Source organism: Bacillus sp. LUNF1 (assembly GCF_011008975.1).
Lineage (GTDB): Bacteria > Bacillota > Bacilli > Bacillales > Bacillaceae > Bacillus > Bacillus velezensis.
Genome location: NZ_CP048876.1, coordinates 3,201,636 through 3,214,683 on the forward strand (window position 1 = coordinate 3,201,636; position 13,048 = coordinate 3,214,683).

Here is a 13,048-nt window from a genome sequence, read left to right on the forward strand (position 1 = left end):
GTAAAAAGGAGGATTATCATGGAATTACAGCTTGAACGAAAGCTCGTGTTGATTACAGGATCGACTTCAGGCATCGGAAAAGCCGCGGCAAAAAGCTTTTTAGCCGAAGGCGCCGAGGTGATTGTAAACGGAAGAAAAAAAGAAACTGTGGAACGGACGGTTGAGGAGCTTTCCGCTTACGGAACGGTTCACGGCATCGCTGCGGATTTATCGCGTCAGGATGAGGCGGATGACTTGATCAAGCGCGCCGGCGGAATCGGGGAAGTCGATATTCTCGTCAATAACCTCGGCTTTTTTGAAGTAAAGGACTTCGCTGAGGTGTCTGATGACGAATGGACTCGGTATTTTGAAGTGAATGTTATGAGCGCCGTGCGCCTGTGCCGGCGTTTTCTGCCGCAAATGCTCGAAAGAAACAGCGGACGGATTCTGAACATCTCCAGTGAAGCCGGAGTCAAACCGCTTGCGCAAATGATTCCTTATTCAATGACGAAAACGGCGTTAATCAGCTTGTCCCGGGGAATGGCTGAAATGACGAAAGGCACAAATGTCACGGTCAACTCCGTGCTGCCGGGACCGACATGGACCGAAGGCGTCGCTTCTTACATGGAAGGAGCCGCAAAGGCTGCCGGAGAAGACACGGACAGCTTCGTCCGGGATTATTTTAAAGTGAATGAGCCGACATCTTTGATTCAGCGCTATGCAACCCCGGAAGAAGTCGCCAATACGATTGTATTTCTCGCTTCATCAGCGGCTTCTGCCATTAATGGCACCGCACAGCGGGTTGAAGGCGGCATCATCCGCTCCATTTAACACAAAAAAGCCCAGCACAATGGGAACTTCCCCATATGCCAGGGCTTTTTTTTACATCATGCCTGCAAACGGAACCGGCTCCCAGCCGCCCGTCTCAAGCTCTGCTGAAAACAGGCCGCCCGCATGCGGCTGCTCAAGTCTTTCGGCTTCCGTCAATTTTTCCGTCGCGGTCGTAATGTATAACGTGTTCAAGTCTCTGCCCCCGAACGCACAGCAGGTGACGTATTTCGCCGGAACTTCGATAGATGCAATTTCCTTATGCAAAAACGGGTCAATCCGGACGGCACGGCCGCCTCCGAACAGAGCCACCCACAGCATTCCGTCACGGTCAATGGTCATTCCGTCGGGAGATCCTTGCGACTCCGGAAAGCGGTAGACCGTTTTCGGATCTGATACGGCTCCGGTTTCAGGATCATATGAATAACAGACGATTTCCTGCGTCGGAGTATCGATATAGTACATCAGGTTTCGGTCCCGATCCCAATCCAAACCGTTCGAGGTGGAGACCTGGTCTTTTATTTTGGCAAGGCTGCCGTCCGTATTCAGACGGTACAGCGAAGCCTCCTCTTCTTTGCCTTCCATGCTCGTCGTTCCCGCCCATAATCTGCCGGACGGGTCGCATTTTGCGTCATTGAAACGGATATCTTCCCGCATGTCTCTCGGCTGCTTCATCTTCGTCAATGTATCTTCCCGAAGATTGTACAGGTAAAACCCATCTTTCATCGTCATCACCAGCTCTTCCTTTGAATACAAGGCCAGAGCCGTGACAAATGATTTGAATTTAACGGAACGGTTGATTCCGTCAGCCGGAGTGAAGATATGGAGCTGGCTGCCCAGTATATCCACCCAGTACAGGCATTCCTTATCCTTGTCCCATAAAGGGCCTTCTCCGATAACTGCTCTCGTATCTGCTCGTAATGCTGCTTCCATATGTGAACACCTCTTTTGCTTGTCAGTCTTCTATTGTTATTCCCGACAAAGCGGCGTCCAAACTTAATCTTTTTTAAAAAGAATCGTGATCACCGTTCCGGCGCTGATTCTGCTGTTGACATGGATGGTTCCGTTATGAAGGTGTACCAGCTCCTTGGCAATGGCGAGTCCGAGTCCCGTTCCTTCTGACGGGCCTTTCGTATTCGTTCCCCGGTAATAACGGTTAAACAGCTGGTGAATCGTTTCGTCGTCCATTCCTCTTCCGTTATCTTTCACTTTCAGAATGAGCTGTTCGGCTGATTCCTCAAGCACGACCCGAATGGCGGTCCCTTTCTTATTATGCTTAACCGCGTTTGCCAGCAGATTCTCCAGAACACGGCGGAACCACGCTTCATCAATGGCGAAAAGAATGTCTTCCTTTTTGGTTTCAAAGGCGATGTCATAGCCTTCCGAGAACGTGTTTTTCGTGAAATCGTTCGTGACGTTTCTGATAAACGGCACGACGTTGATCAGCCGCCGTTCGATCGGGAGGGCCGCGTTTTTGAGGCGGTATGTTAAGTTTAAGTCCTCAATCAGCTTGGACATATATTCTGATTTTTCCCGGACGATCTGCCCCATCTCTTTGACTTCTTCGGGGGTCCAATCGTATTGCTTCGATTCAAGCATCATGCTGTAGCCGTAAATCGTGCTCAGCGGGGTTTTTAAGTCATGGCTCAGCCCGGCGATCCATTCTTCCCTTGTCGCCTGGATTTTTTCTCTGTTTTTCTTATCCCGCTTCAGCGTGTCGGTCAGCTGATCCATCGATTCGAAAATCTCGGCGAAAAAGCGGAACGGCTGTTTTGTTTTGCCTTTTTTGTTTTTGCTGACCGGCTGTCCTTTGCGGTTCTTCGGCTCTTCAAGCCGGCCCTTTGATAAATTGACGAGCCATTTGATGGTATGAAACAGCGGCCAGCCGAAACGGAAAGAGTACCAGATGGTCAGGATGCAGATCATAAATACTAAGATTCCGATCAAGAGAAAGAGGGTTTTCATCACATTTCTCAAAAATGATTTGTTAAACTCGTGATCGGGGATGTACACGGGGTTCGGCACCGATGCAACCATCCATTTCGTTTTATCGAGTCTTTTAAAAGAAATTTCCCGTTTGTAATTCCACGGCTTGGAACTGTATTTCAGTAATTCAAGCTCATTGACGGTGTTCCGTTCTTTTTTCGTGCTGTTGATATCCCCGAGCAGTCTGCCGCTGTCTTCGAGAAGGTAGACCGCCCCTTTTTCCCGTTTAATATAATCAACCGTGCTTTTTTTATATTGAGAAAGGGAAGCGAGGGATGGCTCCTGTGATTCGATGTAAGTGAGAAGCTGCTCACTGGCGGATTTCCAGCCGAACAGAATCAAATAGGTCTCATCATTTATCGTGACCGTCCAGTAATTCAGCTTGTAGTTGTCAAAATTCCGGTACTGATAAATGGATAAGAGGTCTTTTCTGCTGTAATGGCTCGGGACGTCTTTCGGCACTCTGTAGGCGTAGTCCGTTTTTTCATTGTCATTAATGATCTGCAGCCAGCCCTTCTGCTTTCTGACCGACATCTTTAAAAATTCATCGACATCCCATGTGCCGTCTTCATTTTTATCAAGCCACGCTTCAAACGAGTCTGCCGTCGCTTTGGTCAGTCCCGCATTGGCTTCCGCTTCGCTGAAACGCCAATCCAAATAGAAGAAAGAAGCGACGGCCAAAACGGACATCAGCAGGATGACAAGCAGCAGCTGACCGAAAAAGTGGAGCAGAAATTTTCCGCGCATTCTCATGACCGGGTTCCTTTTTCTCCTTGATCGGGAATAAACCGATAGCCGAGGCCGCGCACCGTTACAATATAAGACGGATTGCTGGGGTCTTTTTCAATCTTTTCTCTGAGTTTGCGGATATGCACCATGACGGTGTTGTTGTCGCCGTAAGACGGATATCCCCATACTTTTTCATAGATCTGATCTTTTGAGAGCACCACATCAGGGTGTTCACAGAAATATTGAAGCAATTGCAGAAGCTGTGCGGAGCAGCTGACGGGCTCGCCCCCGACGATCAGCTCGGCGTTTTGCGGCGAATAGGAAAAATGGCTGTATGAATACGTCTTTAACGCCGTTTTCTCTTCGCGCTTATAGGTTCTCTTTAACGTCGCCCTGATCCGCGCCGCCAATTCGAGCGGATTAAACGGCTTTGTTATATAATCGTCAGCTCCCAATGCAAATCCTGACAGCTTATCCGCATCAGAAGAACGGGCAGTCAGAAAAAAGATCGGAGCGTCGGTATAGTTCCGGATTTCGGTGCATGCTTCAAAACCGGACATGCCTTCCATCATCACATCCAGCACGAGCAGATCCGCGGTTTCATGTTTAACAAACTCGATCGCTTCCTCAGCGCTTCCGGCTGTCTTAATGTTGTGATAGCCTTCTTTGACGAGAACGCGTTTGACCATATCAACGATCGCCTTCTCATCGTCTACAATTAAAATTGACGCATTTTCCACCTTGGACGTTCCTTTCTCTTTGTTTTTTTCATCATATCATTATATGGATAAGATTTGGTACCTTTTTAGTGCGGAGGTCTTGCGGGGAAACAGAAAAGAAAAACGAGACGTACATCTCTTCTCGTTTTTCTCACGTTGTCAGAGCGGAATATCAATCATCCCGCCGCTTTTGTCAGGAGCTTTCATTTATAAGATGAAGAATAAATTCCCAAAAACCCGGTACTTCCTGGCATAACAGCATGTCCGCTTTTTCAACTATTTTAATCTTCAATTCTTGTTCAAGATCTTCTCTTTCCTGGTATGATGTATTGCTCAGTTTTTTTTTTATCATTGGCGAAAAACGCGAAATCAAAAGTTCCATTTCGTCGGTATCTGTGTTCTCTTTGTTGAAGTCAAATGGCCCGTTCACTGCTTATTTTCCCCCTTTTTTTGCTTGTCCAGCTGCTTTCTGAGATTATCGAGCCCTTTTTTATGAATATTAGAAATGTTCTGCCGTGATTCACCCAGCGACTCGGCAATTTCCTTCATCGTCGCTCCGTGAAGATAAATATTCGTCAGCACGCTTTTTTGTTTATCGGTTAACGTCTGAAGCGCTTCGTATAAATCACGGTTTTGGACATGCTGGCTCAAATCCCCCTGCTTCCGCAGAAACTCTTCATACGCGTCTTTTCCCATTTCATAGGGAAGCGCTTCACCTCCCTCCGGCTGATCCACCGTCAGCGGATAGCGCTTCTGATTTTTACGGATGCGTTTGTCAAAATCGATGGAGAAAATCCGGATCATAGAGTTCATATATTTGATGATCCGGATTTCCTTATAAAACTGCTTAAAATGGTCGTCCAATGATTTTGCATCCTTCTCGTCTGAATGTTCCAGCACATTTTTAAATTTCTCGTAATGCTTTGGGTCACTTAAAAAATGTTTAACGATCGGATGTTTCATAATTTCCTTGCATTTTGACCGTAAAAGAACTTGATAGTCCATAAAACCGCCCCCTATTTAAATTAAATGAAAGAAAGCAAAAAAAAGTAAACTACTCCTTTCCGACTAAGATTCCGCACTCCTTATGTCCCGGATTTGCCGGAACAAAAAAAAAGACCCTCAACCGGGATATCAGGTTTACAGGAGCCGCTCTTTCTTTCACTTATATACATGACTGCAGGTCAAGTCAGGAGGTGGCTGATAATGGATCAGGTTTTTATAGAAGAAACGGTCAGACAGATCGGCAATCTCGGCTTTCCGGCTCTGATTGCCATGTATCTTCTCACACGGTTTGAGAAGAAGTTTGACGCCCTGATCGAACTGATGACGGAACTGAAAGATCAGAAAATGAAAAATTAATTTTCACAGCAAGTTGACTTTTCATCGGAACGCATCACTTAACAAAGCAGAAGGGAAAACGAAAGGCCTTTCACATTCTCTTTCTGAAAAAACAAAGCTTGAGAGGAGACGATTTACATGTCAAAAGAAAACAACTGCAATATCCCGCAGCCGATCAGAGGAGACAAAGGGGCGACCGTCACGATTCCGCGCAACCTTGAAAGAGACCGCCAAAATCCGGATATGCTGACGCCGCCGGAAACGGATCACGGCACAGTGGATAATATGAAATTCTCTTTCTCAGATGTGCACAACCGGCTGGAAAAGGGCGGATACGCGCGTGAGGTGACCGTTCGCGAGCTGCCGATTTCTGAAAATCTGGCATCTGTCAACATGCGTTTAAAACCGGGCGCCATCCGTGAGCTGCACTGGCATAAAGAAGCGGAATGGGCATATATGCTGACGGGCAAAGCGCGGGTCACGATTGTTGATGAACAGGGACGCAGTTTTATCGATGACGTGAAGGAAGGAGATCTGTGGTACTTCCCGTCAGGCCTGCCGCACTCCATTCAGGCGCTGAAAGAAGGCTGTGAATTCCTCCTGGTTTTTGATGACGGTTCCTTCTCAGAAAACAGCACATTCCAATTAACTGACTGGCTTGCCCACACGCCGCTTGATGTCATCGCCAACAATTTCGGTGTTTCAGAAAAAGACCTCGCCGGCCTGCCCGGGAAAGAAAAATACATCTTTGAAGAGCCTGTTCCCGGCAAGCTGAAAGATGACATTGTGGAAGGACCGAACGGCGAAGTGCCTTACCCGTTCACATACCGCCTGCTGGATGAAGGCCCGACCGCTGAGACGGACGGCGGCAAAGTATATATCGCGGATTCCACAAACTTTAAAGTGTCCAAAACGATCGCTTCAGCGCTTGTCGTGGTCGAACCGGGCGCAATGAGAGAGCTTCACTGGCATCCGAACACGCATGAATGGCAGTATTATATTTCCGGTAAAGGACGGATGACGGTTTTTGCATCGGACGGCCATGCGAGAACATTTAACTATCAGGCCGGGGATGTCGGTTACGTTCCGTTCGCAATGGGCCACTATGTGGAGAATTTGGGAGATGAGCCGCTCGTCTTCCTGGAAATCTTCAAGGATGACCACTATGCCGATGTGTCCCTGAACCAATGGCTTGCCATGCTTCCTGAGAAATTCGTCCAGCAGCATCTGGATCTGGGCAAAGACTTTACGGATATTCTTTCGAAAGAGAAACACCCTGTCGTCAAAAAGAAATGCTGAAGATACATCGACTTGCAGAGTTCCGTCTCTGCAAGTCTCCTCTGTGTGAAAAGGAGCTGAACAGATGATCAATCAAAACGGGACGAAAATGTTTTTTCTTCAGGTGCTCCGGTATGCCCTGGCAGCCGCTGCCGTATTATTCGGGTATTTTATCGTGATGATGGCTGTATTTTCATTAGCCGGGACGAGCTACGGATCGATGGCGTACGTCCTGCTTTTTTCCGTGCTTTTTATTTTTCTCGGTTTATGTTTTGAACCGCTTGAGCGGCTGATGATACATAGCTTTACCTTTTTTGGGACGGGCAGGCTGCCTTTTCTCCTTTTAGCCAGCACCGTTCAGCTGCTGTTCCTCTGGATGACCGCGTATACGACGGATAAACTGATTGAAAAGATTTGGCTGTCAACGACGGAGGAGCTGATTGTGGCGGGGGTTTTTTTCGTTTTGGATAAATGCGTCTCCGGACAAAAGCAGCCCCGGGCGCAATAAAAAAACGCAGGCCGGAATGGCTCTGCGTTTTTTTTCATCATACCGTTGCGTTTTCATGCCGGATTAAATCGTAGGTTAAGCAGACCGGTTTGTTCGTGCGCGGATCTTTTACAATCTGTGCGTCAATCTGAAACACGTCTTCCAATATACCGGGAGTCATGACTTCCTCCGCCGTTCCTTCCTTGATGACGCGCCCTTTTTTCAGGGCGACCATGTAATGGGAAAAACGGGCGGCATGGTTCAGATCATGAATGACCATTAAGATGGTGCGGCCCTGCTCCTTGTTTAATTTGTCCAGCAGCTGCAAAATTTCAAGCTGATGGGCGAGATCTAAATAAGTGGTCGGTTCATCAAGAAGCAGCAGCTCCGTTTCTTGAGCGAGCGCCATGGCGATCCACACACGCTGCCGCTGCCCCCCGGAAAGCGCTTCGATCGGCCGGTCGTAAAATTCGGCCATCCCCGTCTCTTCAAGCGCCCATTTGATCATGTCACGGTCTTTATCACTCAAACGGCCCATTCCGGACTGATGCGGAAACCTGCCGTAAGAAACAAGTTCGTACACCGTCAGCCCGCTCGGCGCTTCAGGCGTCTGCGGAAGAATTGCCATTTCCTTGGCGATGTCTTTCGTGGATTTTTGCATGATCGCCTGTCCGTTTAAATAGACGGCGCCGGATTTCGGTTTCATGATTCTTGACATCGTTTTAAGAACCGTCGATTTTCCGCAGCCGTTCGGACCGATCAGCGTTGTAATTTTTCCTTTCGGTATGGCGATATCCAATTCTTTCGCTATCAAACGGTCGCCATAACCGACAGTAAGCTGTTCCGCCGATAATGAGTTCATCGCGGCAGTCTCCTTCCTCTATTTCGTTTTCATCAGCAAATATACAAAATACGGCGCTCCGAGCACGGAAATCACCAGGCCGACGGGAACTTCGGACGGTGCAAGCACATTTCTCGCCAGCGTATCGGCAAGCAGAAATAAAAATGCTCCGATTAAAGCCGAAACCGGGATAAGCGTCTGGTGGCGCGGGCCGGTAAGCCTTCTGGCCAAATGCGGCGCAATGAGTCCGAGAAAAGCGATTCCGCCGGCTGCCGCAACACATGACGCGGTCAGGGCAACGGCGCACATCAGCAGAACGCGCCGCTCCTTTTCAACCCGGGTGCCAAGCCCCGCCGCCAGCTGATCACCGAGCTGGAGCACATTTAAATACCTGGCTTTATAGAGGCTGAACGGTAAAAGAACCAGCAGCCACGGCAAAATGGACAGCACCATTTTCCAATTGGCGTTCCAAATCGAACCGGAAATCCATACAAGCGCCTGCATGAAATCCCGCGGGTCCATTTTCAGCTGAAAAATCAAGAGAAGCGCATTAAACCCCGCATTGACGCCGATCCCGACCAAAACGAGCCGGACAGGTGAAACGCCTTTTTTCCAAGCCAGCACATAGATGAGCAGCGCAGCCAGAAAAGCCCCCGCCAAAGCGCTCACCGGAAGCAGCCATGTACTGGCCATGCTTAAATCAACAGCTGATCCTTGGAAAAAGAAGATAAACAAAACGACCGCCAAAGACGCCCCGGCGTTAATACCGAGAATGCCCGGCTCCGCCAAGTCATTTTGAGACACGCTTTGAAAAATCGCGCCTGAAACCGCGATTCCGGCGCCGACCAGCAATGACAGCACCATGCGAGGCAGTCTGAATTCAAATAAAACGAGCTGATCCCGGGCATCCCCCTGTCCGAAAAAGACACGTAGCGTATCAAGAGGCGCAATCCGGATCACACCCATGTTTAAACTGATAAAAAAGACGATGCATATGAGCAAAAACGTAACGGCCATGACCGCCAGCGGTTTTTTCGATTTTACATTCATTACAGCCCTCTCCTTTCCCTGCGCGCCAAATAAAAGAAAAAGGGAACGCCGATAAGGGCGGTTAAAGCGCCGACCGGTGTTTCAAACGGCGCATTGACGAGTCTTGCGGCAATATCACTGAAGACTAACAGAACGGCGCCGAATACCGCCGAACAGGGAATGATCCACCTGTAATCTACCCCGACTAAAAATCGGGTGATATGCGGAATCACCAAGCCGATAAAAGAAATGGCTCCGGCGACTGAGACTGAAGCCCCCGTCAAGAGGACAACGACAAACATTCCGATTACTTTCACAAGCGATGTGTACTGCCCGAGCCCTTTGGCCAGCTCCTCACCCAAGCTCAGCACCGTTACTGAGCGCGCAATCAGAAATGCCAGCAAAAGTCCGATAACCCCGACCGCCAACAGCAGCTGCACGCCTTCCCATTTCACGGAAGCGACTCCTCCGGCGTACCAGAACTTCACATCCTGGGCGACATCAAAACGGATCGCAATCGCGCTTGAAAGCCCCGTTAAGAAATAGCCGACTGCCGTACCGGCCAGCGCGAGCTTCACCGGTGTCAGCCCGCCTTTTGAAAACAGGCCGATGCCAAACACAATAAGCGCTCCGATTCCCGCTCCCGCAAAGGACCACAAAACAAGTCCCGCCGCAGACAGTCCCGGAAAAAAAGCAAATGCCAATGCGATCGCAAATCCTGACCCCGACGTCACGCCCATAATGGAAGGCTCAGCAAGCGGGTTCCGCGTCAGCCCCTGCATAATCGCCCCGGACACAGCTAAAAAAGCCCCGACGAGCGCGGCGGCGGCGGTTCTCGGCAGCCTCAGATCGCGTATGATTTGATGAGATGTATTTTGCGGCTGAAAGTGAAAGAGAGCATCCCACACCGTCCGCAGATGAATATCGGCAGCTCCGATGGAAACAGACAGAGCCGCGCCGATCAATAAAACCGCAATACCGGCACACAGCAGCACAGCCGCCCGGAATGAACGCGCCGTCCACTGGATTTCACTCCCTGATGCCCCTTGAGCCGTCATTGTCTGTTTCTTTTTCAATAGACCCAACACTCGTTCTTCCTTTCTCAAAACAAGAATGGTAATGATAATGATTATCAATGACTTGTTTCAGTATAGCACTTTTATCTTCTCTTTTAATAGACCTAATTTCATATAAAAAAAGAAAGTTTTTCTTAAAAAAGAGCGTGCTTCTCTATGAAAGCAGTGATATAATCACACTGATAATGATTCTCTTTATCACTAATTTTTATGAAAGAAGGAATGTCAGATGTTCCATACATACAAGAAAATCGGCGCAGCGCTGATTACCATGCTGCTCATCGCCGCTTTGGCCGCATGCGGCAATTCTTCAGACACGAAAGGTTCTTCTGAAAAAGAAGAAACCATCACGTATAAAGCCGAAAACGGCAATATTAAAATTCCGAAGCACCCGAAACGGGTCGTCGTCATGGCTGACGGCTACTACGGCGACTTCAAACAGCTCGGCATCAATGTTGTCGGCGCGCCGCAAAACGTATTTAAAAACCCTTATTACAAAGGGAAAACAAAAGGTGTGACAAACATCGGCGACGGCACGTCCGTTGAAAAAATCATTGACTTAAAGCCGGATTTAATCGTTGTCTGGACGACACAAGGCGCCGATATTGAAAAACTGGAAAAAATCGCGCCGACAATCGCCATTAAATATGACAAGCTCAGCAACATTGATCAATTCAAAGAGTTTGCGAAAATGACAGGCACTGAAGATAAAGCAGACAAATGGCTGGCTGAATGGGATAAGAAAACCGCTGCCGCTAAAACAAAGGTTCAAAAAGCGGTCGGCTCAAAAACCATCTCCATCATGCAGACAAACGGAAAAGACATCTATGTATTCGGTAAAGACTTCGGCCGCGGCGGAAGCATCATTTATGACAAACTCGGGCTGAAGGCCACAAAACTGACGCAGGAAAAAGCCATTAATCAAGGGCCGGGCTACGCCAGCATTTCACTCGAGAAACTGCCTGACTTCGCGGGAGACTACATCTTTATGGGGCCATGGCAGGCCGGCGGTGACGACAAAGGCGTGCTTGACAGCTCAATCTGGAAGAACCTCGATGCCGTCAAACAAAACCATGTCTATCACATTGATCCGATCGGCTTCTATTTCTCAGACCCGATCTCACTTGAAGGCCAGCTCGACTACATCACAAAAAGCTTAACGAAGTAACCCCGAAGCCGCTGTCACAGCGGCTTTTTATTACGCTTTACACTTGACCGTTTTTTCAGCGGACGCACTGACCATTTAACCGCATTCGAGACCATTCATTATATACACGCCGTCAAAACGTAACCCGCCGCCGCAAACAAAAAAGACATCTCACAGACGTGAGATGTCTTTTTGTCATACCGATTGTCTGTTGTTTGCAAATTTCTTTGAGACGAAAGGATATAACAGCAAACCGACGAAGAACAGCCCGATACCGAGAATAAAGGTCGTTAAATCGGCCGTTCCGGTAATAATGACGTAAAAAGAATAAATGCAGGCAAGGATGGCGATGATACCGTCTCTTACTCTTGAACCCTTTATCTCGTCATACGTTTCACCCGTAAAAATGAGCTTCAGGCTGTAAAACGCTGATACGAGATACGGAATCAGATAAGCGAGCGTCGCCGCCGTCGTTAAAAACGTAAATGCGTCACTGATCGTCCGGGAAATAACTGAAAAGATAAAGATCTGTGACATCACGTTCGTTACGATTAACGACACAACCGGGCTTCCCTGTTTATTCGTTTTTGCAAAAGCAGCCGGAAAGTCTCCTGATTTCGCCGCTTGATACGGAACTTCAGAGCCGAGAAGAATCCAGCCGAGCATCGTTCCGAACAGACACAAAATCGCCAGAATCGCCATGATGACGCTTCCCGCATTGCCGACGATCGCGTACAATACGTCAACAAACGGTTTTTCCGAGCCGACAAGCTTACCATGCGGAAGCACGCCCATCGTAATCAATGTTACGATGATATAGATGCCAAGCGCGATCAATAATCCGGTAATAGTGGCGCGTTTCACATCGCGCTGCGAACGGGCGCGCCCGGATAAGATGACTGCCGATTCAATTCCGACGAACGCCCATAATGTTGAAATCGCCGCATTGTGGATCTGCCCGCCGATTCCCTCAACTGTGTGAGGACCTGTTTGAACCGGAAAATAAAAATGATCGAAAAACGACGTTTGAAACACAAATAAACCTGCAATGATAAAGAAAATAAATCCTAATACTTTTGAAAACGTCGTGACGAAATTTAATTTACTCGCACCGTTAATGCTGGTGACGAGAATCGTGTGAGTGCCCCATAATAAAACCGTACATACGGCAAACGTCAGCAGCTGGCCGAGCGTAACCGCCTGACCGCCGATCGAAAACATTTCACGCTTATCCGTTAAAATCGGGAAAAATGATGTTAAATATCCGGCAAGGCTCGTGATGATCGCCACGTTGCTGATCCAGCTCGCCACCCAGTAGCCCCACACCATCGTGAAGCCCGCTGCATTCCCTTTTTTCCGATCGCTGAACAGCGCACGCGCATAGCTTTGCGGCCCCGCCGTCAGCTCAGGCTTGCGGATGGATAAGTGGCCGAAGACCAGCGCGATCATTAACACACCGGCTCCCGTTAAAAGCCATGCCGATGTGGCGCCGAACGGGCTCGCGATTTTTGCGAGCGAACTCGGAAGCGAAAAGATGCCCGAGCCTACCATATTTCCTACGACAAACGCCGTTAATAACCAAAAACCCCATTTTTTCGTCTGTTCCAT

At 48.6% G+C, this 13,048-nt stretch carries 14 protein-coding genes; 5 read left to right on the forward strand and 9 right to left on the reverse strand.

The features are described from left to right. Nucleotides 1-18: 18 nt before the first annotated feature. Complete coding sequence (locus G4O42_RS15865) at nucleotides 19-810, forward strand: SDR family NAD(P)-dependent oxidoreductase (protein WP_003151783.1); 792 nt, start codon at nucleotides 19-21, stop codon at nucleotides 808-810. A gap of 51 nt (nucleotides 811-861) precedes the next feature. Here G4O42_RS15865 and G4O42_RS15870 read toward each other — a convergent pair whose 3' ends face one another. The 5 genes from G4O42_RS15870 to G4O42_RS15890 all read right to left on the reverse strand — a co-directional run bounded on the left by G4O42_RS15870 (nucleotide 862) and on the right by G4O42_RS15890 (nucleotide 5,204). After that, on the reverse strand, nucleotides 862-1,740 hold the full coding sequence (locus G4O42_RS15870; protein WP_022553757.1) for an SMP-30/gluconolactonase/LRE family protein: 879 nt from the start codon (nucleotides 1,738-1,740) through the stop codon (nucleotides 862-864). Between the two features lie 63 nt (nucleotides 1,741-1,803). Continuing rightward, a complete protein-coding gene (locus G4O42_RS15875) occupies nucleotides 1,804-3,546 on the reverse strand; it encodes a HAMP domain-containing sensor histidine kinase (RefSeq protein WP_007613700.1) in 1,743 nt (580 codons plus the stop codon). After that, nucleotides 3,543-4,262, reverse strand: a complete 720-nt coding sequence (locus G4O42_RS15880) for a response regulator transcription factor (protein ID WP_032876557.1) — start codon at nucleotides 4,260-4,262, stop codon at nucleotides 3,543-3,545. Before G4O42_RS15880 ends, G4O42_RS15875 begins: the two co-directional genes overlap by 4 nt. Nucleotides 4,263-4,434: 172 nt before the next feature. Next, nucleotides 4,435-4,671: a sigma-O factor regulator RsoA gene (gene rsoA / locus G4O42_RS15885; protein ID WP_003151778.1), complete on the reverse strand. Its 237-nt coding sequence runs from the start codon at nucleotides 4,669-4,671 to the stop codon at nucleotides 4,435-4,437. Beyond that, a complete protein-coding gene (locus G4O42_RS15890) occupies nucleotides 4,668-5,204 on the reverse strand; it encodes a sigma-70 family RNA polymerase sigma factor (RefSeq protein WP_087920805.1) in 537 nt (178 codons plus the stop codon). Before G4O42_RS15890 ends, rsoA begins: the two co-directional genes overlap by 4 nt. Nucleotides 5,205-5,447: 243 nt before the next feature. Here G4O42_RS15890 and G4O42_RS15895 point away from each other — a divergent pair, with 243 nt between their 5' ends. The 3 genes from G4O42_RS15895 (at nucleotide 5,448) to G4O42_RS15905 (ending at nucleotide 7,368) form a co-directional block, all read left to right on the forward strand. Next, nucleotides 5,448-5,603 carry a YvrJ family protein gene (locus G4O42_RS15895; RefSeq protein WP_014418860.1) on the forward strand — a complete coding sequence of 52 codons (156 nt, stop codon included), beginning with the start codon at nucleotides 5,448-5,450 and terminating at the stop codon, nucleotides 5,601-5,603. Nucleotides 5,604-5,720: 117 nt separating this feature from the next. Next, nucleotides 5,721-6,881, forward strand: a complete 1,161-nt coding sequence (locus G4O42_RS15900) for an oxalate decarboxylase family bicupin (protein WP_007613711.1) — start codon at nucleotides 5,721-5,723, stop codon at nucleotides 6,879-6,881. Nucleotides 6,882-6,945: 64 nt separating this feature from the next. After that, nucleotides 6,946-7,368 (forward strand): YrvL family regulatory protein, encoded by a 423-nt coding sequence (locus tag G4O42_RS15905; protein ID WP_032876551.1) that lies wholly within the window; start codon nucleotides 6,946-6,948, stop codon nucleotides 7,366-7,368. Nucleotides 7,369-7,405: 37 nt separating this feature from the next. On the opposite strand, the gene G4O42_RS15910 is transcribed toward G4O42_RS15905, so the two are convergent. The 3 genes from G4O42_RS15910 to G4O42_RS15920 are packed head-to-tail and all read right to left on the reverse strand — an operon-like array spanning nucleotide 7,406 to nucleotide 10,275. Beyond that, nucleotides 7,406-8,209 carry an ABC transporter ATP-binding protein gene (locus tag G4O42_RS15910; RefSeq protein WP_032876548.1) on the reverse strand — a complete coding sequence of 268 codons (804 nt, stop codon included), beginning with the start codon at nucleotides 8,207-8,209 and terminating at the stop codon, nucleotides 7,406-7,408. Nucleotides 8,210-8,227: 18 nt separating this feature from the next. Further along, complete coding sequence (locus G4O42_RS15915; RefSeq protein ID WP_032876546.1) at nucleotides 8,228-9,238, reverse strand: FecCD family ABC transporter permease; 1,011 nt, start codon at nucleotides 9,236-9,238, stop codon at nucleotides 8,228-8,230. Then, on the reverse strand, nucleotides 9,238-10,275 hold the full coding sequence (locus G4O42_RS15920; protein WP_029973587.1) for a FecCD family ABC transporter permease: 1,038 nt from the start codon (nucleotides 10,273-10,275) through the stop codon (nucleotides 9,238-9,240). Before G4O42_RS15920 ends, G4O42_RS15915 begins: the two co-directional genes overlap by 1 nt. Before the next feature lie 247 nt (nucleotides 10,276-10,522). On the opposite strand from G4O42_RS15920, the gene G4O42_RS15925 reads away from it, so the two are divergent. Then, on the forward strand, nucleotides 10,523-11,461 hold the full coding sequence (locus G4O42_RS15925; protein ID WP_032876544.1) for an iron-hydroxamate ABC transporter substrate-binding protein: 939 nt from the start codon (nucleotides 10,523-10,525) through the stop codon (nucleotides 11,459-11,461). A gap of 174 nt (nucleotides 11,462-11,635) precedes the next feature. Here the strand turns inward: G4O42_RS15925 and G4O42_RS15930 are convergent, their stop codons facing one another. Further along, nucleotides 11,636-13,048, reverse strand: coding sequence for an amino acid permease (locus tag G4O42_RS15930; RefSeq protein ID WP_007613722.1), 1,413 nt, complete (start codon nucleotides 13,046-13,048; stop codon nucleotides 11,636-11,638).

Excerpts from the sequence above, each read along its gene's own strand:
- G4O42_RS15865 (WP_003151783.1), top strand. The coding sequence starts at position 19 with ATGGAATTACAGCTTGAACGAAAGCTCGTGTTGATTACAGGATCGACT.
- G4O42_RS15870 (WP_022553757.1), bottom strand. The coding sequence starts at position 1,740 with ATGGAAGCAGCATTACGAGCAGATACGAGAGCAGTTATCGGAGAAGGC.
- G4O42_RS15875 (WP_007613700.1), bottom strand. The coding sequence starts at position 3,546 with ATGAGAATGCGCGGAAAATTTCTGCTCCACTTTTTCGGTCAGCTGCTG.
- G4O42_RS15890 (WP_087920805.1), bottom strand. The coding sequence starts at position 5,204 with ATGAAACATCCGATCGTTAAACATTTTTTAAGTGACCCAAAGCATTAC.
- G4O42_RS15895 (WP_014418860.1), top strand. The coding sequence starts at position 5,448 with ATGGATCAGGTTTTTATAGAAGAAACGGTCAGACAGATCGGCAATCTC.
- G4O42_RS15900 (WP_007613711.1), top strand. The coding sequence starts at position 5,721 with ATGTCAAAAGAAAACAACTGCAATATCCCGCAGCCGATCAGAGGAGAC.
- G4O42_RS15905 (WP_032876551.1), top strand. The coding sequence starts at position 6,946 with ATGATCAATCAAAACGGGACGAAAATGTTTTTTCTTCAGGTGCTCCGG.
- G4O42_RS15910 (WP_032876548.1), bottom strand. The coding sequence starts at position 8,209 with ATGAACTCATTATCGGCGGAACAGCTTACTGTCGGTTATGGCGACCGT.
- G4O42_RS15915 (WP_032876546.1), bottom strand. The coding sequence starts at position 9,238 with ATGAATGTAAAATCGAAAAAACCGCTGGCGGTCATGGCCGTTACGTTT.
- G4O42_RS15920 (WP_029973587.1), bottom strand. The coding sequence starts at position 10,275 with ATGACGGCTCAAGGGGCATCAGGGAGTGAAATCCAGTGGACGGCGCGT.
- G4O42_RS15925 (WP_032876544.1), top strand. The coding sequence starts at position 10,523 with ATGTTCCATACATACAAGAAAATCGGCGCAGCGCTGATTACCATGCTG.
- G4O42_RS15930 (WP_007613722.1), bottom strand. The coding sequence starts at position 13,048 with ATGGAACAGACGAAAAAATGGGGTTTTTGGTTATTAACGGCGTTTGTC.